This window comes from Rhodococcus sp. NPDC019050, assembly GCF_055664235.1.
Window position 1 is genome coordinate 59,602 of the sequence record NZ_JBVOON010000017.1, and the last position, 19,428, is coordinate 79,029.

Annotated in this window: 21 protein-coding genes; 11 read left to right on the plus strand and 10 right to left on the minus strand. The window is 66.9% G+C overall.

Annotation, left to right across the window (positions count from 1 at the left end; genetic code table 11):
• Window positions 1–15: 15 nt before the first annotated feature.
• The 5 genes from alc to AC0B44_RS17200 form a co-directional block, all read right to left on the minus strand.
• On the minus strand, window positions 16–999 hold the full coding sequence (gene alc, locus AC0B44_RS17180) for an allantoicase (RefSeq protein WP_471904033.1): 984 nt from the start codon (window positions 997–999) through the stop codon (window positions 16–18).
• Entirely contained in the window at window positions 996–2,348 is a 1,353-nt protein-coding gene (gene allB, locus AC0B44_RS17185) for an allantoinase AllB (protein ID WP_471904034.1), read from the minus strand. Before allB ends, alc begins: the two co-directional genes overlap by 4 nt.
• Complete coding sequence (locus tag AC0B44_RS17190) at window positions 2,345–3,622, minus strand: DUF6986 family protein (RefSeq protein WP_471904035.1); 1,278 nt, start codon at window positions 3,620–3,622, stop codon at window positions 2,345–2,347. Before AC0B44_RS17190 ends, allB begins: the two co-directional genes overlap by 4 nt.
• Window positions 3,623–3,730: 108 nt before the next feature.
• Complete coding sequence (locus AC0B44_RS17195; protein WP_471904036.1) at window positions 3,731–4,516, minus strand: thioesterase family protein; 786 nt, start codon at window positions 4,514–4,516, stop codon at window positions 3,731–3,733.
• Window positions 4,513–5,160: an SACE_7040 family transcriptional regulator gene (locus AC0B44_RS17200; RefSeq protein ID WP_471904037.1), complete on the minus strand. Its 648-nt coding sequence runs from the start codon at window positions 5,158–5,160 to the stop codon at window positions 4,513–4,515. The genes AC0B44_RS17195 and AC0B44_RS17200 overlap by 4 nt, the downstream gene beginning before the upstream one ends.
• Window positions 5,161–5,254: 94 nt before the next feature.
• On the opposite strand from AC0B44_RS17200, the gene AC0B44_RS17205 reads away from it, so the two are divergent.
• From AC0B44_RS17205 to AC0B44_RS17225, 5 genes are read left to right on the plus strand one after another with little or no spacing between them, the layout of a single operon-like run.
• Window positions 5,255–6,874: a carboxyl transferase domain-containing protein gene (locus AC0B44_RS17205; protein ID WP_471904038.1), complete on the plus strand. Its 1,620-nt coding sequence runs from the start codon at window positions 5,255–5,257 to the stop codon at window positions 6,872–6,874.
• Between the two features lie 5 nt (window positions 6,875–6,879).
• Complete coding sequence (locus AC0B44_RS17210) at window positions 6,880–8,886, plus strand: acetyl/propionyl/methylcrotonyl-CoA carboxylase subunit alpha (protein WP_471904039.1); 2,007 nt, start codon at window positions 6,880–6,882, stop codon at window positions 8,884–8,886.
• Window positions 8,883–10,046 (plus strand): acyl-CoA dehydrogenase family protein, encoded by a 1,164-nt coding sequence (locus AC0B44_RS17215; protein ID WP_471904040.1) that lies wholly within the window; start codon window positions 8,883–8,885, stop codon window positions 10,044–10,046. The genes AC0B44_RS17210 and AC0B44_RS17215 overlap by 4 nt, the downstream gene beginning before the upstream one ends.
• Entirely contained in the window at window positions 10,043–10,540 is a 498-nt protein-coding gene (locus AC0B44_RS17220; RefSeq protein WP_471904041.1) for a MaoC family dehydratase, read from the plus strand. Before AC0B44_RS17215 ends, AC0B44_RS17220 begins: the two co-directional genes overlap by 4 nt.
• Window positions 10,537–11,358, plus strand: coding sequence for an HpcH/HpaI aldolase/citrate lyase family protein (locus AC0B44_RS17225; RefSeq protein WP_471904042.1), 822 nt, complete (start codon window positions 10,537–10,539; stop codon window positions 11,356–11,358). Before AC0B44_RS17220 ends, AC0B44_RS17225 begins: the two co-directional genes overlap by 4 nt.
• Before the next feature lie 10 nt (window positions 11,359–11,368).
• Here AC0B44_RS17225 and AC0B44_RS17230 read toward each other — a convergent pair whose 3' ends face one another.
• Window positions 11,369–12,118, minus strand: coding sequence for an IclR family transcriptional regulator (locus AC0B44_RS17230; protein WP_471904071.1), 750 nt, complete (start codon window positions 12,116–12,118; stop codon window positions 11,369–11,371).
• Window positions 12,119–12,315: 197 nt separating this feature from the next.
• On the opposite strand from AC0B44_RS17230, the gene AC0B44_RS17235 reads away from it, so the two are divergent.
• Window positions 12,316–13,077: a CoA transferase subunit A gene (locus AC0B44_RS17235; protein ID WP_471904043.1), complete on the plus strand. Its 762-nt coding sequence runs from the start codon at window positions 12,316–12,318 to the stop codon at window positions 13,075–13,077.
• Window positions 13,078–13,079: 2 nt separating this feature from the next.
• Window positions 13,080–13,742, plus strand: coding sequence for a CoA transferase subunit B (locus AC0B44_RS17240; RefSeq protein WP_471904044.1), 663 nt, complete (start codon window positions 13,080–13,082; stop codon window positions 13,740–13,742).
• A gap of 22 nt (window positions 13,743–13,764) precedes the next feature.
• Here AC0B44_RS17240 and AC0B44_RS17245 read toward each other — a convergent pair whose 3' ends face one another.
• A complete protein-coding gene (locus AC0B44_RS17245) occupies window positions 13,765–14,283 on the minus strand; it encodes a DnaJ family domain-containing protein (RefSeq protein WP_471904045.1) in 519 nt (172 codons plus the stop codon).
• A gap of 97 nt (window positions 14,284–14,380) precedes the next feature.
• Between AC0B44_RS17245 and AC0B44_RS17250 the strand changes: the two genes are divergently transcribed.
• The 4 genes from AC0B44_RS17250 (at window position 14,381) to dmpG (ending at window position 18,127) form a co-directional block, all read left to right on the plus strand.
• Entirely contained in the window at window positions 14,381–15,178 is a 798-nt protein-coding gene (locus AC0B44_RS17250) for an IclR family transcriptional regulator (RefSeq protein ID WP_471904046.1), read from the plus strand.
• A 108-nt stretch (window positions 15,179–15,286) separates the two neighbouring features.
• Window positions 15,287–16,129, plus strand: a complete 843-nt coding sequence (locus AC0B44_RS17255) for a 2-keto-4-pentenoate hydratase (protein WP_471904047.1) — start codon at window positions 15,287–15,289, stop codon at window positions 16,127–16,129.
• 1 nt (window position 16,130) lies between these two features.
• Window positions 16,131–17,066: an acetaldehyde dehydrogenase (acetylating) gene (locus AC0B44_RS17260; RefSeq protein ID WP_471904048.1), complete on the plus strand. Its 936-nt coding sequence runs from the start codon at window positions 16,131–16,133 to the stop codon at window positions 17,064–17,066.
• The gene (dmpG, locus tag AC0B44_RS17265; protein ID WP_471904049.1) at window positions 17,063–18,127 is read left to right on the plus strand and encodes a 4-hydroxy-2-oxovalerate aldolase; all 1,065 of its coding nucleotides are present in this window, start codon (window positions 17,063–17,065) and stop codon (window positions 18,125–18,127) included. Before AC0B44_RS17260 ends, dmpG begins: the two co-directional genes overlap by 4 nt.
• Before the next feature lie 34 nt (window positions 18,128–18,161).
• Here the strand turns inward: dmpG and AC0B44_RS17270 are convergent, their stop codons facing one another.
• The 3 genes from AC0B44_RS17270 to AC0B44_RS17280 all read right to left on the minus strand — a co-directional run bounded on the left by AC0B44_RS17270 (window position 18,162) and on the right by AC0B44_RS17280 (window position 19,303).
• The gene (locus tag AC0B44_RS17270) at window positions 18,162–18,452 is read right to left on the minus strand and encodes a GNAT family N-acetyltransferase (RefSeq protein WP_378599432.1); all 291 of its coding nucleotides are present in this window, start codon (window positions 18,450–18,452) and stop codon (window positions 18,162–18,164) included.
• A 116-nt stretch (window positions 18,453–18,568) separates the two neighbouring features.
• On the minus strand, window positions 18,569–19,045 hold the full coding sequence (gene bfr, locus AC0B44_RS17275; RefSeq protein ID WP_471904050.1) for a bacterioferritin: 477 nt from the start codon (window positions 19,043–19,045) through the stop codon (window positions 18,569–18,571).
• A 48-nt stretch (window positions 19,046–19,093) separates the two neighbouring features.
• Window positions 19,094–19,303, minus strand: coding sequence for a (2Fe-2S)-binding protein (locus AC0B44_RS17280; RefSeq protein ID WP_471904051.1), 210 nt, complete (start codon window positions 19,301–19,303; stop codon window positions 19,094–19,096).
• Window positions 19,304–19,428 lie beyond the last annotated feature (125 nt).

Below are 19,428 nucleotides of genomic sequence, written 5' to 3' on the forward strand. Positions count from 1 at the left end.
GACGCCGAGTCGAATTCACGGGGTGACAGCGTCGGTCAGACGTCCGTGCACGCGTAGCCGCGAAATACCCCCGTCCGGATACACGTCCAGCCGGACGAACGCCATCGGAGTGGCCGAATCGACGCGGAACCGGTGGCGGCAGTCGGGGAGCAGAACGGTTTTCGGGAGCAGTTCGACGAACGCCGATTCGTCGGCGGCGTCCGAGCCGGCGGGCAGGCCCGACAGTCGTGCCCACCCCGGCGCGTTGCCGACGTAGTACGAGGTGTCGATCTCCACGTGGTCGACGAGCGAGGTGCCGGCCAGGCGGACCACGACGTAGTCGTTTCCGTCGTCGCGGCGACGCGCGTTCTCCCACCCTCCGCCCATGTTCGCGGCCCGGCCTGGGGCGATGATGTTCCGAGGCGAGGAGTAGAAGTGGTTCGAGCAGTCGGCGATGTCGGCACCGTTCTCGAGTGCGGCCACATCTATGGTGCCGGTGAGGAACGCCGGGTCGGGACGGATCTCGCCGTGAACGCGCAGTCGGGCTACCCCTCCGTCGGGAAAGATGTTGAGACGTACGTGGGTCCAGCGTCGTTCGCTGTCGACAGGAAAGGCGTTCGCGGTGTCGCCGAGCAGCGCCACCTTGTCGAGGAGGGGTTCCCAGGGTGCCTTCAACAGTTCGGTGGCGTCGGGATATCCGTCGACGCACACTGCCTCGATCGACGCGAACGGCGGAAAATTGCCGGTGAACCATGCGGTGTCGATGACGACTCCGCGGATCACACCGGGGGCGCCGAGACGCACGATGGCGAAATCGTGCCCGGGGTCGCGTCGCCTGCGGGTCTCCCACCCGTCGTACACCTTGCCCTTGTGCCCGAACTCGGACAGATCGTGCCGTGCCGGGCCGGGAGCGATGAGGTTCTCGCGCTGTGCGAACAGTTCGTCGTTGGCGTACATCACAGAACCGGTCAAGTCGCGCGAAGCGAGATCGGGAAGTTGCCGGAAATCGAGTGATGTCATCGAGTGTCCTTCCGGGACAGCAGTTGCGCGCGGGGCGCAGGGACGGGACTGTCGCCGGTGGCGACGGGGAGGGGTTCGCCGGCCAGCCAGGTCCGGCGTACCACCCCGGCGAGCGCCATTTCGGCGTACGGGGTGACGGCGTTGCGGTGATGGAGTTTCTCGGGAAAGACCACGAAGGCGTCGTCGGGCGCGAGGACACACAGGTCGGCGGTGTTGCCGACGGCGATCTCGCCGCGGTCCGAGAGTCCGGCTACCGAAGCGGTGTTGCGGGCCATCCACCGCGTGACATCGGAGAGAGAGTGCCCGCGTCGCCGTGCTTCGGACCAGACGATCGGCAAACCCAGTTGGAGGGAGGATATTCCGCCCCAGGCTTGCCCGAAGTCACCGATTCCGAGCTTCTTCAGTTCGGGGGTGCACGGTGAATGGTCGGACACGACGCAGTCGATCGTGCCGTCCGCCAGGCCACGCCACAGGCCCTCACGGTTGGAAGCCTCCCGGATGGGCGGGCAGCACTTGAAATGTGTGGACCCGTCGAGGATTTCCTCACTGAACAGGGTCAGGTAGTGCGGGCACGTCTCCACGGTGATGCGGACGCCGGCCTTCTTCGCCGCTGCCACGAGCGGCAGGCTCCCGGCGTCCGAGAGGTGGAGAATGTGGACGCGGCAACCTGTTTCGGCGGCGCCGTCGATCACCTGGGCGATGGCTCGTTCCTCCGCGAGGGGCGGCCGCGAGTGCAGGAAGTCGGAGTAGCGACGGCCCGACGGTGCCTGCTGGGCGTCGAGCGTGGGACCGTCCTCCGCGTGGACGATGAGGAGGCCGTCGAATCCCGCGATCACTCGCATCGCCGCCACCATCTGCTCGCGGTCGAGTGGCGGATACTCGTCGAGTCCGGAGTGTGCGAGGAAGCACTTGAATCCGTAAACCCCGGCGTCCCAGAGCGGTTCGAGGTCGTCGAGGTTGCCGGGAACCGCGCCGCCCCAGAATCCGACATCCACGACCACCTGATCGGCGGCGACCTTCTTCTTGACCGCGAGCGCGGCCACATCGATAGTCGACGGAATCGAATTGAGGGGCATGTCGATCAGGGTCGTCACTCCGCCCGCGGCGGCCGCGCGGGTTGCGCTCGCGAACCCCTCCCACTCGGTGCGGCCGGGATCGTTGACGTGGACGTGAGTGTCGACCAGTCCGGGAAGCAGCGCTTCGTCGTCGGCGAGGACGATCTCTCGCGCCCCGGGCACCGGCGTCGCGTACTCCTCGACGGCGGCGATCCGTCCGTCCCGGATTATCACTGCACACGCCCGCTCACCGTCGCCGAGAACGGCTCGGCGGGCCCGGATGACGGTGGTCACTCGAATCGTCCTTCCTGGGGGGTGAATGCTGCCAGCTCCCGCAGTTGTTCGGGCGTGACGCCCGCGCGTTCGCGTACCTCGGAGTCGGTGAGGGCGCCGCACGCAAGCCCGCGATGCAGGAACGACGCGAGGGCCCGCGCGGTCGCGGGTTCGTCGAGGAATCCGCCCTCGCTGCGCGTGAGATACGTCGAGATCCGTGCGGCAGCGGACGCGAACGAACGACGGTAGAAGGCGAACGTTGCGGCATAGCGGGTCGGCAACTGCGCCGGGTGCAGGTCCCAGCCCTGGTAGAAGCCTCGTCGCAGGGACCGGTCGACGAGTCGCGCGTGCAGCGACCAGGCAGCACGGATCTCTGCCGCCATGCCGACCGGCAGGCGATTGGTCGAGCCGTCCGAGAGCATCACGCCGGTACCTGCCGCGGCGACCTGCATCGTCGCTTTCGCGTGGTCCGCGACCGGATGATCCATCGCCTGATACTCGGCGGCGATGCCGCACGCCGCCGAATAGTCGTAGGTTCCGTAGTGCAGACCCGAGCATCGGCCCTGCGCGGTGTGGATCATCGTCGCGACCTGCGCGGTTCCGTCGGGTCCGCAGACGGACTGGGGTGTCTCGATCTGGATTTCGAAGCGCAGCGGTGAGGTGAGTCCGTGGTTGCTTTCGAGGTATTCGCAGACGGTGACCATGGCCGCGACCTGTTCGGGTGCTGTCACCTTCGGCAGGGTGATGACGAAACCGTCAGGGACGCGGCCGTTGTCGGTGATCTCGCCGACGAACATATCGAGCGTGCGGACGGAGCGTGCACGAGTGGCCGGTTCGAAGCACTTCATGCGGATGCCGGAGAACGGCGTCGGTTCCGGGGTCTCTCGCAACGCTTGCGCGGCACGCACCAGGTGGGCGTCCTCGTCGGCGTCGCGTGCACCGGGCGCGATGCCGGCTTGCGGGAAGCTGTCTTCGAAGTCGATCCGCAGATCTTCGATCGGTTCCGTCGCGAGTTTCGCCTCGACGAGCGGCAGGACCTCGCGGGCGAGCGTGGGTTCGATGCCGACGATCTCGGCGAGGTCGTCCGCTCCGGCGACGTGCCGGGAGAATGTCTCCCGTGCCTGCGCTCCCCACGAACGGACCGTGTCGGCGTCGTAGCGGTCGACGGGAATGTAGACGGTGTGTACGGGTTGCCGTTCCGCGAGGAGTCCGGGATAGGCCGCGGCGTACTGTGCGTCGACTGCGCCCAGTGCGACATCGAGCGAGTCGAGCAATCGCTCGCGTCCGTCTGCCATCCGATCTCCCGGGTCTGCTCGGGGTGTATCCACCCTTGTATACGTGCTCAGGGGGCAGACGGTAGTGCTGTCGCATCAACCGGTTGATTACTCCGGGTAACGACTGCGTTACGTGGCCTTCGGTGTGCCGGGCCGGACGGTGAGGATCTGCGACATCGTGCCGATCGGCCCGGACGTGTCGTGGAGGACGGTGCTCGTCAATCCGACCCCGTCGGCGCCGAACGAGACCGAGGTGTCGAAACCGAGCCAGTCGCCGCGGGGCTCGGCGAACAGGTGGACGGTGAGGTCGAGATTGGGAAAGGCCACCTCCCGTGGATCCGCACGCACGGCCATGCCGTTGGCGATGTCGAAAAGTCCTGCCGCGGCCGCGAGCGGGCTCACCTTCTCGCCGTCGACGAGCGGAACCGGGGTCCGGACCCAGAACGACGCCCGGCCCGGTTCCGTCCGGTCTCGTCGGACCTCCACCGATTCGATGAAGCCGCCCGGCCAGATCGTCGTGGGATCCCACGGAGCGCACCGCTCGGGTGCGGCGATGCGCGGCAACGTCGTCCCCTCGATTTCGGCCGTGGGCCGCGGTTGCAGCAGCCAGGCGCGTGCCCGGACCACGGCGCGTCCCGCGTAGGTCAACGTCGCTTCCACCAGTTCGATGGTGCGGCCGGGGCGCAGGACTTCCACCTTCGTGTCGACCACATCGACCGGCACCGTCCCGAGGATGTCGTACGACAGGCGGCCGATCACCAGTGCGTCGTCGCGGCGAGCGTCGCGGTCGCATTCGATGACGTGGGCGAGAAGCCCGAGTGCGGGTGCGATGTGCTGTTCGGTCTCGTCCCAAGCGCCGCCCACATGCGGGGTCGGGCGATACGAGTCCGGTCCGAGGCTCTCGAAGTAGGTCATCTGTCCTCTGTGCTGTTCGTCGTTTGCAGGTGCGGGGCTGCGGCGAGTGCCGACATGGCCATCAGTCGCAGGACGGCGCGAGTGCCCTCGGGAGAACGCGGGTCGGCGCTGTGGGGTGTGGAGTTGATCAGTCCGAATGTCGCGTGGGCCATGGTGCGCGCATCGGATTCCGCCAGTCCGGGCGTGATGCGGCACAGGACCCGTACCCAGATCTCGACGTAGCGCCGCTGGGTGACACGCACCTCGCGACGGGCGTCGTCGGGCAGCGAGTGCAATTCGCGGTCCTGGACACGGATGAGATCGGGGTCGCCGAGGGCGAAATCGAGGTGGAAGTCGACGAGCCGCTCGAGCGCGTCGCGGGGGTCGGTGGTGTCGGCGACGACGGCGGTACCGCCGGCGAGGAGCCGCCGGCTGATGTCGACGAGAAGTTCGACGAGCAGCGCATCCTTGTTCGGAAAATGCCGGTAGACGGCGGGGCCGCTGATCCCCACGGCCGCGCCGAGGTCTTCGAGGCGGACGCCGGCGAACCCGCGTTCGGCGATCAACCGGGCCGCGGCACGAAGCAGTTGCGCGCGACGCTCGGCTTTGGCGAGGCTCCGCCGTGTCGGCGCGGGAGGCGCCGCTTCTTCGAGCCGCTCGGACATGAGACACACTTCCGGTTCTTTGTGATCTGGACAACTCGGTTAATCATAACTAACCTAGATTTCAGTTAATGACGATTAGGTCAATCTACCGAGGATGGTGTCCGTGACGAGCGCTCAGGCGATCTCGACGACCAGCCGCGACCAGCACGAGCAACTGGTCGGAGAACTCCGCGACAGGCTTGCCGCGGCAGCGCTCGGCGGCAACGAAAAGTCCCGTGATCGGCACGTCGCCCGGGGCAAACTGCTCCCCCGCGACCGCGTCGACGGTCTCCTCGACACGGGCAGCCCGTTCCTGGAACTCTCACCCCTCGCCGCTGCGGGGATGTACGACGACGAGTGCCCCGGGGCGGGCATCATCACCGGCATCGGCCGGGTGGCCGGCCGCGAGTGCGTGATCGTCGCCAACGATGCGACCGTCAAGGGCGGTACGTACTACCCCGTCACGGTGAAGAAGCACCTGCGCGCGCAGGAGGTGGCGCTGCAGAACAATCTGCCGTGCCTCTATCTCGTCGACTCGGGCGGTGCGTTCCTTCCCCGGCAGGACGAGGTCTTCCCGGACCGCGAGCATTTCGGCCGCATTTTCTACAACCAGGCCACGATGAGCGCGAAGGGCATTCCGCAGATCGCGGCCGTGCTCGGGTCGTGCACTGCCGGCGGCGCCTACGTGCCCGCCATGAGCGACGAGGCAGTCATCGTCCGGAACCAGGGCACCATCTTCCTCGGCGGACCCCCGCTCGTGAAGGCCGCGACCGGTGAGGTCGTCACCGCGGAGGAACTCGGCGGCGGCGACCTGCACTCCAAGGTGTCGGGAGTGACCGACCACCTGGCCGACGACGACCGCGACGCCCTGCGCATCGTGCGCAACATCGTCTCCACCTTCGGACCTCGCACGGAACGGCCGTGGGACGTCGAGCCCGCCGTCGAACCCGAGAAGTCCCCGGAGACCCTCTACGACGTGGTCCCCACCGACTCGCGCATCCCGTACGACGTGCACGAGGTCATCACCCGCGTGGTCGACGGTGCCGGCGGTGCCGGCCATGGGTCCAGCAGCTTCCACGAATTCAAGGCGGAGTACGGCAAGACCCTCGTCACCGGCTTCGCGCGCATCCACGGGCACCCCGTCGGCATTGTTGCCAACAACGGAGTGCTGTTCGGTGAATCCGCCGTCAAGGGAGCACATTTCATCGAACTGTGCGACAAGCGCTCGATCCCGTTGATCTTCCTCCAGAACATCTCGGGTTTCATGGTCGGTCGCGACTACGAAGCCGGCGGCATCGCCAAGCACGGCGCCAAGATGGTCACCGCCGTCGCGTGTGCCCGGGTTCCGAAACTGACCGTCGTCATCGGTGGGTCCTACGGTGCCGGCAACTACTCGATGTGTGGCCGTGCGTACTCGCCCCGATTCCTGTGGATGTGGCCCAACGCGCGTATCTCCGTGATGGGTGGCGAGCAGGCCGCGTCGGTCCTCGCGACCGTGCGATCCGACCAACTGGACGCCTCGGGCAAACCGTGGACGAGTGAGCAGGAAGAGGAGTTCAAGGCCCCGATCCGGGCGCAGTACGAGGAGCAGGGAAACCCCTACTACTCGACGGCCCGACTCTGGGACGACGGCATCATCGATCCCGCGGATACCAGAAAAGTTCTCGGACTGGCACTTTCGGTGTGCGCGAACGCGCCCCTCGAGCCCGTCTCCTACGGCGTCTTCCGGATGTGAGCGACATGAGTGATACGAATCGGATCGATACGGTTCTGGTAGCCAACCGCGGCGAGATCGCCGTCCGGGTCATCCGGACCCTGAAAGAGATGGGACTCCGCTCGGTGGCGGTGTTCAGCGAAGCCGACCGCAACGCGCGGCATGTGCGTGAGGCCGACACCGCAGTCCTGCTCGGTCCCGCGGCGGCACGTGAGAGCTACCTGGCAATCGACAAGGTCATCGACGCGGCTGTCGCGACCGGCGCGCAGGCCATCCATCCCGGCTACGGGTTCCTTTCGGAGAACGCAGCTTTCGCCGCCGCGTGCGCCACAGCGGGTATCGCGTTTCTCGGCCCGTCCGCGCACGCCATCGAGACGATGGGCGACAAGATCACCGCCAAGAGCGCGGTGTCGAAATTCGGAGTCCCCGTCGTACCGGGCATCTCCCGGCCGGGACTGACCGACGCGGACCTCATCGCCGGCGCCGAGGAAGTCGGCTTCCCCGTGCTCGTCAAACCGTCCGCCGGTGGTGGAGGTAAGGGCATGCGCCTGGTCACCGATCCGTCCGACCTCCCCGCCGCACTCGTGTCCGCGCGGCGCGAGGCAGCGTCGTCGTTCGGTGACGACACCTTGTTCCTCGAGCGGTTCGTCCAGCGGCCCCGACACATCGAGGTACAGATCCTCGCCGACACGCACGGCAACGTCGTGCACCTCGGCGAACGCGAATGCAGCCTGCAACGCCGTCATCAGAAGGTCGTCGAAGAGGCTCCGTCGCCCCTGCTCGATGCGGTCACCCGCGCCCGCATCGGTGAAGCGGCATGCAACACCGCCCGCAGCGTGGACTACACCGGGGCCGGCACCGTCGAGTTCATCGTCTCCGCGGACCACCCCGACGAGTTCTTCTTCATGGAGATGAACACCCGCCTGCAGGTCGAGCACCCGGTCACGGAAATGGTGACGGGCCTCGATCTTGTGGAATGGCAGGTGCGCATCGCTGCGGGCGAACCACTGGGATTCGGCCAGGACGACATCACCCTCACCGGCCACGCCATCGAAGCGCGCATCTACGCCGAGGATCCGGCCCGCGGGTTCCTGCCCACCGGCGGCCACGTCGCCGACGTCGTCGAGCCCTCCGGACCGGGCGTGCGCGTCGACTCCGGCGTGCAGGCCGGCACGACAGTGGGCAGCGATTACGACCCGATGCTCGCCAAGGTCATCGCGCACGCCGACGATCGGGCCGGTGCCCTGCGCCGACTCGACCGGGCACTCGCCGACACCGCCGTCCTCGGCGTCGTCACCAATGTCGACTTCGTGCGCTTCCTGCTCGCCGACGACGAGGTCGTCGCCGGTGCCCTCGACACGGGACTGCTCGACCGGCGTCTCGAGGACTACGTCGCACCTGGCACGTCGGACGTCGCCCTCGTCGCGGCCGCCGCATACCGCTGGCTGCAGCGCTGGCCCGGCTCGCAGTGCGACCCCTGGGCGGTGCCGGACGGGTGGCGCGTCGGCGCTCACCTGCCCACCAGCTTCCGGTTCACCTCCGGCGACCGCACCGCACACGTGCGGCTGACCGGAACGCCGGTTGCCGGTGCCGCGAGTATCGAAGACGGCGAACGCAGTTCACTGTCCGCGACCCTCGACGGGTCCGTCCTCGCAGTGGTGCTGGGCGGCCGCCGCCACGTCTTCCGCGTCGCGGAGTCCGACGGTGCGATCTGGCTCGCCGACGGCCACGGCAGTGTCTCGGTCCGCGACATCGAGGAAGCAGCGGTCCGCGGGGACGACGCGCACGCCGGCAATGCCGACATCACCAGCCCGATGCCGGGAGCCGTCATCGCCGTCGCCGTCGAAACAGGAGCCGAAGTGACTGCCGGACAGACGATCGTGGTCGTCGAAGCCATGAAGATGGAGCATTCGCTCACCGCGCCGGTCGACGGCACCGTGGAGCTCTTCGCCTCTGCGGGTGAGCAGGTCAAGGTCGATCAACTTCTCGCGCGGGTCACCCCGCACGCCGACACGAAAGAGGCAACGGAATGACTGAATACCTGGCGACAGGCGGGCTTCCCGACGAGTACGAGCAACTGCGCAAGACCGTCGCCGACTTCGCGCGCACCGTCGTCGCCCCGGTTGCGGCCGAGCACGACGCCGCGCACACGTTCCCGTACGAAGTCGTCGCCGGCATGGCGGAGATGGGCTTGTTCGGTCTGCCCTTCCCCGAGGAGTACGGCGGAATGGGCGGCGACTACTTCGCCCTCTGCCTCGCGCTCGAGGAACTCGGCAAGGTCGACCAATCGGTCGCGATCACCCTCGAGGCAGGCGTGTCGCTCGGTGCGATGCCGATCTACCGGTTCGGTACCGAGGCGCAGAAGCAGGAATGGCTTCCGCAGCTCGCGAGCGGCCGGAAACTCGCGGCTTTCGGCCTGACCGAGCCCGGCGCGGGTAGCGACGCGGGTGGAACGAAGACCACCGCGAAGCTCGACGGTGGTGAATGGGTCATCAACGGCAACAAGCAGTTCATCACGAACTCGGGTACCGACATCACCTCGCTGGTGACGGTCACCGCGGTCACCGGTGTGCGGGAGAACGGGAAGAAGGAGATCTCCACGATCCTCGTTCCGGCCTCCACCCCCGGTTTCACCGCCGAGCCCGCCTACAACAAGGTCGGCTGGAATGCGTCGGACACCCATCCGTTGACGTTCGCCGACGTGCGTGTGCCCGAGGAGAACCTGCTCGGTGAGCGCGGCCGCGGGTATGCCAACTTCCTGCGCATCCTCGACGAAGGCCGGATCGCCATCGCCGCGCTCTCGACCGGTGCCGCACAGGGATGTGTGGACGAGTCGGTCAAGTACGCGAAGGAACGCGAAGCCTTCGGCAGCCCGATCGGCAGCAATCAGGCGATCGCTTTCAAGATCGCCCGCATGGAGGCGCGTGCCCACACCGCCCGCACCGCGTACTACGACGCAGCGGCGGCGATGCTCGCCGGCCGGCCGTTCAAGAAGCAGGCCGCAATCGCGAAACTCGTTGCTTCGGAAGCGGCTATGGACAACGCCCGCGACGCCACCCAGATCCACGGGGGCTACGGCTTCATGAACGAGTACACCGTCGCGCGGCACTACCGCGACAGCAAGATCCTCGAAATCGGTGAGGGCACCACCGAAGTGCAGCTCATGCTCGTCGGACGGGAACTGGGACTGTGAGCGACACAGCGCCCGCGGGGAACGCGAAACGAATCACGCAGCGCGGACTGTGGTTCGAGGAATTCGAACTCGGCGCGGTCTACGAGCACCGGCCCGGACGCACCATCACCGAGGCCGACAACGTTCTGTTCACCACCCAGACGATGAACACGCAGGCACTCCACCTCGACGCCGCGTACGCGGCGGGCACCACCTTCGGTGAGCGGCTGGTGAATTCGATGTTCACACTCTCCACCATGATCGGACTGTCCGTCGCGCAGCTGACCCAGGGAACGATCGTGGCGAACCTCGGGTTCTCCGAAGTCTCGTTCCCGAAGCCGCTGTTCCACGGCGACACGCTGTACGTGGAGACGAAGATCCTCGACAAACGCGAATCCAAGAGCCGCCCGGGCGAGGGCATCGTGACCCTCGAGCACACCGGTCGCAACCAGCACGGTGACGTCGTCGGTATCGCCGTCCGCCAGACTCTCGTACAGAAGAGGCCCACCACATGACCTGGACACTGCCCGGCCCCGCGTGGCTGTTCTGCCCCGCCGACCGCCCCGACCGTTACGCCAAGGCCGCCGCACGCGCCGATGTGGTGATCATCGACCTCGAGGACGCCGTTGCGCCCGCCGACAAGCAGGCTGCCCGCGACGCGCTCGTCGCCACCCCGCTCGACCCCGAGCGCACCGTGGTGCGGATCAACCCGGTCGGCACCGACGATCACGCCCCCGACCTCGAGGCATTGAGCCGCACCGCCTACACCCGGGTGATGTTGCCGAAATGCGAGAGCGGCGATCAGGTGCGATCACTCGCACCGCTCCAGGTGGTCGCTCTCGTCGAGTCTCCTCTCGGCGTGCTGGCCGTCGAGGACATCGCGAAGGCCGGAAACGTCATCGGAATGATGTGGGGGGCCGAGGACCTCGTGGCCGGACTGGGAGGCAACTCCAGCCGGGGACCGGACGGGTTGTACCGGGGAGTCGCACAGCATGCCCGGTCGGTCACGTTGCTCGCGGCCAAGGGGTACGCCCGCTGGGCACTCGACTCGGTGTACCTGAACATCAAGGACACCGACGGCCTGCACGACGAGGCACTGGACGCCGTAGCGGTCGGATTCGACATCAAGGTTGCGATCCATCCGGGACAGATCGACGTGATCCGCCGTGCCTACGCACCCACACCGGACGAGGAAGCATGGGCGCGACGGGTTCTCGACGCGGCGGGATCGGAGCGCGGGGTGTTCGACTTCGAGGGCAAGATGGTCGACGCCCCGGTGCTGCGCCACGCCGAACGTCTGCTGCAACGCGCCGCGGCCGGCACACCTTCGTGATCCGGAGGCGTCAGCGCGTGCGGTGACGCAGCAACTGAGTGAGGCGGTGCGCCCCACTGAGCAACAGGGCCCCGACGTCGGATGCGCGATCGGCACGGAACCGGCTTTCCACCCCGGTCAGACTCAGCGCCCACGTCGGGGCGCCCCTGTGGTCGAACACGGCCGCGCCCATGCCCCAACTGCCCTCGACGATGAGCGCGGGGTTGACGGAGTAGCCGGTCAGTCGCGTCGCCGCGATCCGCTCCTCGACGGCGGTACGCGAGTGTGCGGCGCCCCAGGCGGTGGTGAGGTCGACGCGGGAAAGATATTCGTCGATGTCCTTGTCGGACATGTGCGACAGGATGGCGAGCCCGGCGGACGCGACCCCGAGCGGGAACCGAATCCCGACGTGCAGAACGTGCGAGCGCAACGGGAAACTGCCTTCTTCGCTTGCCACGCACACCGTTTCGTCGCCGCGTCGTGCGGACAGGAAGGCGCTTTCCCCGGTTTCGCGGGCGAGGTCGCGCAGCACGTCCCCGGCGAGGTCGGTGATGTCGTACCGCGTCGCTGCTACGGAACCCAGCAGGTACAACTCCGGTCCGAGCGACCACCGACCCGACTTGGGGTCCCGGTCCACCAGACCCTCATCCGCAAGTGTGCTGAGAAGACGGTGGACTGTCGGACGGGCGAGGTCGGTGGCCCGTGCGAGGTCCGAGGTGGTGGCACCGTCCGGTTCGTAGGACGACACGGTCCGTAACAGGGCGCCCACCCTGCCGATCAGTTGTCCCTGTGCGCTCACGGCGTCCACAATACGTCCACTGAGTGAACGGATTGCCTGTGTGTGTTCGAGTAGCGAGCAATCGCGCAGATGTCAGCCTTGTCGCTTGTGATTCTTACCTGCAACAACTTTATTGATGGAATGACAATGGTGGCGTTCATCCAATGGACGTCACTCAGCCTGACCCCGAGAGGTGCGCGTTGGCAACGAAAGTATTCCGGTCCGCGACGGAGGCCGTCGCAGACGTCGCAGACGGTTCGTCCCTGGCGGTCGGCGGGTTCGGCCTGTGCGGCATCCCCGACATCCTGATCCAGGCGCTCGCCGAGTCGGGAGTGACCGACCTCGAGGTGTTCTCCAACAACTGTGGCGTCGACGGCCACGGCCTGGGGATCCTGCTCGGCGACAAGCGGATCCGACGGGTCACCGCGTCGTATGTGGGTGAGAACAAGGAATTCGCCCGGCAGTACCTCTCGGGTGAGCTCGAGGTGGAGTTGACGCCGCAGGGCACGCTCGCGGAGAAGTTGCGTGCCGGCGGCGCCGGTATCCCCGCCTTCTTCACTCCTGCGGGTGTCGGAACCCCGATCGCGCTGGGCGGATTGCCGTGGCGGTACGACGCCGACGGAGCAGTCGCGGTGGCGTCGCCGCCCAAGGAGGTGCGTGAGTTCCGGGGCAAGAAGTACGTGCTCGAGGAGTCCATCAGCGCGGACTTCTCGCTGGTCCACGCCTTGAAGGGCGACACCGAGGGGAATCTGGTGTTCAACAAGGCCGCGATGAACTTCAACCCGCTCGCGGCGATGGCCGGACGTATCTGCATCGCGCAGGTCGAAGAACTCGTCGAGCCGGGCGAGATCGATCCGGGGCAGGTGCATCTGCCGGGGATCTTCGTCGACCGGATCGTGCACACCGGCATGCAGGACAAGCAGATCGAGAAGCGCACCGTCAGCGCCGGCAAGGAAGGGTGATCATGACTGTCGAGGTCGAACGGGTAGTGGGTTGGACACGCACGCAGATGGCGGCGCGCGCGGCGCAGGAACTCGCACCGGGTGAGTATGTGAATCTGGGCATCGGGCTGCCCACCCTGATCCCGAATTACCTTCCCGACGGCGTGCGGGTGACCCTCCACAGCGAGAACGGCATCCTCGGGACCGGGCCGTACCCGGTCGAAGACGCGATCGACGCGGACCTGATCAACGCCGGCAAGGAAACCGTCACCGTCAACGCCGGTGCCGCATTCTTCGATTCCGCGCTGAGCTTCGGCATGATCCGCGGCGGGCACATCGACACCGCGGTGCTGGGAGGCATGGAGGTCTCCGCGACCGGCGATCTGGCCAACTGGATGGTGCCGGGCAAGATGGTCAAGGGCATGGGCGGCGCGATGGACCTGGTGCACGGCGCCCGCAAGGTCATCGTGCTGATGGAACACACCGACAAGTCGGGCAATCCCAAGATCGTCGAACGTTGCTCGTTGCCGCTGACCGGCGAGGGCGTGGTGCACCGGATCATCACCGACCTCGCGGTGATCGACGTGACCGACGACGGATTGGTCCTGCGTGAATTCGCACCGGGAGTGACGGAGGAGCAGGTGCGCGCGGCGACCGGTGCGCCCCTCCTCGTCCGACCGGCTTGATACTCCCGGTGGTTCCGCACCGTCACCCGGCGCGGAACCACCGGAGGAACCGGCGCTTCCGTGCCTGTCGCGCGCGGCTGGACGGAGGGTCGGTACGCCCGGGCTGAGCCGCCTGCAACGCGCGGCGAGCCTCCTCGCGCCGCGCCTGGCGTCCCGCTTTCCAGGTCTCGACCACTGCGTCGGCGTCCACCTTGTGGATCGGAATCGGTAGCTGACCCGGATGAAGCAGGCATTCCACGACCCGCCGGTTGAGGTGGGCGACGATCTCGCGGACCGACTGCTCTGACGGCACTGTCGCCACGGTTTCGGGCAGCCGCTCGATTTCCCGGCGCAACTGCAACGGGAGCGGGAGGAGCGCCTCGGCCGACAACCCCTGGCGTGCGAGGTAGGACTTCACCCACCACAACTCGTCGTCACCATGATCGGGGATCGGTTTTCCGGCACCGGGCAGATCGTCGAAATCACCACGCTCCTGCGCGGCGCGGATCTGGCGTTCGATCCACGTCTCGAAGGAGATGTCCGGTCGTTTCCGCTCGGTCACCGATCCAGGATGCCACTGCACCCGGGTGCGTACGCAACGATGCCCGGCCGTTCCGGACACTGCCGGACGGCGTTGCCGGTGGCATACCCTGTGGCGCATGGAAGGACAGACGCCGTCGCGCCGGGCGAGCGAGATACCGGTGGACACGTCCACCGTGCTCGGCAAGGTGGTCACCGTCCTGCACGCATTCACCGCCGACGACCACGGTGTCTCTCTGGCCGAACTCGGCCGCCGCACGGGTCTGGCCAAAGGCACCCTCCACCGGGTGGTCAACGATCTGATGAATGTCCGCCTGCTGGACAAGGACGCGTCCGGCTACCGCCTCGGTGGTCAGATGTTCGAACTCGGCATGCGCGCGTCGGTGGAGCGCCGACTGCTCGAGGTCGCGATCCCGTTCATGGAAGACCTCTACGAGCGCACACACGAAACCGTGCACCTCGGCGTTCCCGAGGGCACCGAGGTCGTCTACGTCTCCAAGATCGGTGGCCATCGGCCGGCACCGGCACCCTCGCGCGTGGGCGGTCGAATGCCCATGTACTGCACCGCTATCGGCAAGGCGCTGCTCGCCTACTCCGCGCCGGAACTGTTCGCGGACGTCGTCGCCGACGGACTCGCCCGCAAGACACCTCGCACGATCACTGCGCCGGGCCGGTTCCGCGCACACATCGATCGGATCGCCGAGATGGGCGTTGCCTTCGAGCACGAGGAGTCGGCGGTCGGGTTGGTGTGCGTTGCCGCTCCGGTGCTCGTGGGCGACGAAGATCCGGTCGCCGCGATCAGTGTCACCGGCCCCGCGACCCGGTTCCGGCCCGAGAAACACGCCGCCGCGGTGAAGGCGGCCGCCGCAGGTGTGGCAGCGACGCTCGGTCGTCGTGCGGCGCTGCGGGCCCCCTGAGCGACTGTCGGCATTCGCGCCCGGCCGTTCCACTGACCGGAACCTACGGCTAGGAAAGCGGTACTCGTACCCCCACGATGGACTTACCCATCGATCGACGAGGACCTGATGACCACAACTCCGAACCCCGCCGGCGAAGCCGCACACCTCGAAACTGCCACCGCAGCAGCCACCCGGCTCATCGAAGCGACCCGGACCGCGGTGCCGTGTTCGCCCGTGCGGGATCTGCTCGGCGAAACCGACATCGACCTTGCCTACGCGGTGCAGCAGCATCTGACCGAGCACAAACTCGCGTCCGGCGCCCGCATCGTGGGCCGCAAGATCGGCCTGACCTCACCGGCCGTGCAGCAGCAACTCGGCGTGAACCGACCCGACTTCGGGGTGCTGTTCGACGACATGGACGTCACCGATCTCGACGAGGTGCCCAGCGACCGCCTGCTCCAGCCCAAGGCCGAAGCCGAGATCGCATTCGTGCTGTCGGCGGATCTCGATGACGACGATCTCGACATCGCCACCGTCCGCGCAGCCGTCGACTACGCGGTCGCCGCCCTGGAGATCGTCGACAGCCGGGTGGCCGGATGGGATATCAAGATCACCGACACGGTGGCGGACAACGCCTCGAGCGGCCTCTACGTACTGGGTTCCCACCGCGTGTCCCTGGCCGACTTCGAACCGATCGACGCGACCATGCGGATGTACGTCGACGACGAACTCGTCTCGGAGGGCACGGGTGCGGCCTGCCTCGGGGACCCGCTCAACGCGCTGTTGTGGCTCGCCCGTACCGCGCGCGAATTCGGTCAGCCGCTGACTGCCGGCCAGGTCGTGCTGTCCGGTGCGCTCGGCCCGATGGTTCCCGCTCCCCCCGGAGTGACCGTGCGCGCCGAGATCTCGACGCTCGGCACCGTCACCGCCCCCTTCTCGTCCTCACCGACTTCGGCACAGGAGAACTGACATGACCACGACCAAGGTCGCCATCATCGGGCCGGGCAACATCGGCACCGACCTGCTCATCAAGATCAAGAGGCTCGCCGACAGCGAACTCGAGACGATCGCCCTGGTGGGTATCGATCCCGAATCCGACGGCCTGGCCCGCGCGAAGCGACTGGGCATCGACGCCATCGCCACCGGAGTGGAGGGCCTCATCGAGCATCCCCGCTTCAGCGAGATCGAGATCGTCTTCGACGCCACGTCGGCGAAGGCGCACGAGTACAACGAGAAGATGCTGCGCCCGCACGGCAAGATCCTGATCGACCTCACTCCCGCGGCGGTCGGTCCGTACGTGGTGCCTCCCGTGAACCTCGACGAGCACCTCGACGCGCCCAACGTCAACATGGTCACCTGCGGCGGTCAGGCCACCATCCCGATAGTCGCCGCGATCTCGCAGGTCACTCCGGTGTACTGGGCCGAGATCGTCGCATCGATCTCCTCGAAGTCCGCCGGCCCGGGCACTCGCGCCAACATCGACGAGTTCACCGAGACCACGTCGCAGGCCATCGAGAAGATCGGCGGCGCCGCGCGCGGCAAGGCGATCATCATCCTCAATCCCGCCGAACCGCCGATGATCATGCGCGATACGGTTCTCGCCCTCGTCGGCGAAGACCGCAAGGACGAGATCGTCGCCTCCGTCGAGGCGATGGTCGAAAAGGTCTCCACGTACGTGCCCGGATACAAGCTCAAGCAGGAAATCCAGTTCACCCCGGTGAACGAGACCGTGGGCACGCTGACCGATCACACCGGTCCGATGTGGAAGGTCGCGGTGTTCCTCGAGGTCAAGGGCGCAGCACACTACCTGCCCGAGTACGCGGGCAATCTCGACATCATGACGTCCGCGGCCCTGCAGGTCGGCCGGGCAGTCGCGGCACGCAAGAAGGAGCAGGTTTCGGCATGAGCGAGACGATCACCAACGACGCCGGTCAGCGCGAATACGCGAGTCACGGTACGGCCCTGTACATCCAGGATGTGACCCTGCGCGACGGCATGCACGCCATCCGCCATCGCATCACCCCCGACGACGTGGCCGCGATTGCCGGTGCACTGGACCGCGCCGGCGTGGACGCCATCGAGGTCTCCCATGGCGACGGGCTCACCGGGCATTCCCTCACTTACGGTCCGGGCAGCAACACCGACTGGGAATGGCTCGAAGCCGCTGCGGGAGCGATCAATTCGGCCGTCCTCACGACGCTGCTCCTTCCGGGCATCGGTACCGTCCACGAACTGAAGCGTGCCTACGACCTCGGTGTGCGGTCGGTGCGCGTGGCGACCCACTGCACCGAGGCCGACGTCTCCGCGCAGCACATCGCCGCGGCGAAGGACCTGGGCATGGACGTCTCGGGCTTCCTGATGATGTCGCACATGGCTCCCGCGGAAGAGCTTGCCCGACAGGCGAAGCTCATGGAGTCGTACGGCGCCGACTGCGTCTACGTCACCGACTCCGGTGGGCGGCTGACGATGGACGGTGTCCGCGAGCGTGTCCGCGCCTATCGTGACGTTCTCGAGGAGAGCACGCAGATCGGTATCCACGCGCACCAGAACCTGTCGCTGTCGGTCGCCAACTCGGTCGTCGCCGTCGAGGAAGGCGTCATCCGCGTCGATGCGTCACTGGCCGGGCAGGGCGCCGGAGCGGGCAACTGCCCGATCGAGCCGTTCGTCGCGGTGGCGGACCTGCACGGATGGAAGCACTCGTGCGATCTGTTCGGCCTGCAGGATGCTGCCGACGACCTCGTTCGTCCGTTGCAGGACCGGCCGGTCCAGGTCGACCGCGAGACGCTCACCCTCGGCTACGCCGGTGTGTACTCGAGCTTCCTGCGTCACGCGGAGACCGCCGCAGACATCTACGGCCTCGACACCCGCGACATCCTCGTGGAGATCGGGCGCCGCGGGCTGGTCGGCGGCCAGGAGGACATGATCACCGACGTCGCACTCGACCTGCGCAACCGTGCGGGGCACTGACCGTCGCGTGTGAGGCGGGTCGTGGCAGGACCTCTCAGGCGACGAGGTCCTGGTACTCGGGATGCTTGTCGATGAAGCTGTCGACGAACGGGCAGATCGGCACGACCCGCTTTCCGCGTTCCCGCACGTCGTCCAGCGCGAATCGGACGAGTTTGCCGGCGAGGCCCTGGCCGGAATAGGCGTCGTCGACCACGGTGTGGTCGAACACGAGTTGAGTGTCGTCGGCGGGGTGATAGTCGGCGTAACCGATGACGGAACCGTTGTCGTCCAGTTCGTATCGCTGCCGGTCGGGGTTGTGGACCACTTTCACGGACGAATCACTCACAGTGTTTCCTCACTCTCGAGAGCAGATGACCGAGCACGTCGAAGATACCGCGCACGAAGAAGACGGGCCGCGACAGATGTCGCGGCCCGTCTTCGTGTCTGTGGGGAGTCGATCGGCTACTCCGGAGGCGAGATGTGCTGGGCGATGTAGAGCGGTTCGCCCAGTTGCGCCAGCAGTTCGAGCTGGGTTTCCAGATAGTCGATGTGTTCCTCCTCGTCGGCGAGGATCGCCTCGAAGATGTTCGCGGAGGTGATGTCGCTGACCGAGCGCATGTATTCGGATCCCTTGCGGAGCCGGTCGCGGGCTTCGATCTCGACCTGGAGATCCGCCTGGAGCATCTCCTTCACGTTCTGTCCCAGACGCAGCGAGCCGAGCCGCTGATAGTTGGGAAGTCCGTCGAGGTAGAGGATGCGGTCGGTCAGGGTCTCGGCATGACGCATCTCGTCGAACGACTCGGCGCGGGTGTGTGCCGCGAGCTTGGACCAACCGCGGTCTTCCTGCATCTTCGAATGGAGGAAGTACTGGTTGATCGCGGTGAGCTCACCTGTCAACTGCTCGTTCAGGTATTCGATGACCTTCTTGTCGCCCTTCATGGCACCTCCCGGGGTGAACCATCGGGTTTACCGCCGGGCAGGGGCTGGCTACACGGCGGTCTCGAGCTCGATGGTCTCATTCCGGACGCGAGCCTGCCGGATGATCGCCGAGATGTTGCGTACGCAGTTTCCGCAGTCGGTCCCTGCGCGACACGCTGCGCTCACTTCGCGGGTGCACCGTGCGCCCGCGGCCACTTCGGCTTCGATGTGGTGGTGCGTGAGGGCGTGGCAACTGCAGACGATCATGTGAGTCACCATCCTGGAGGTTGTTAGGTTGCCCAAACCTTACCTCGACTTAGGCGTGCCTATCCTATGAGGGCAGTCACAATTCGATTCACTTGCCTCCGCGGGCGGCCCGAACCCCTTCCGAGGCCGGTACAGGT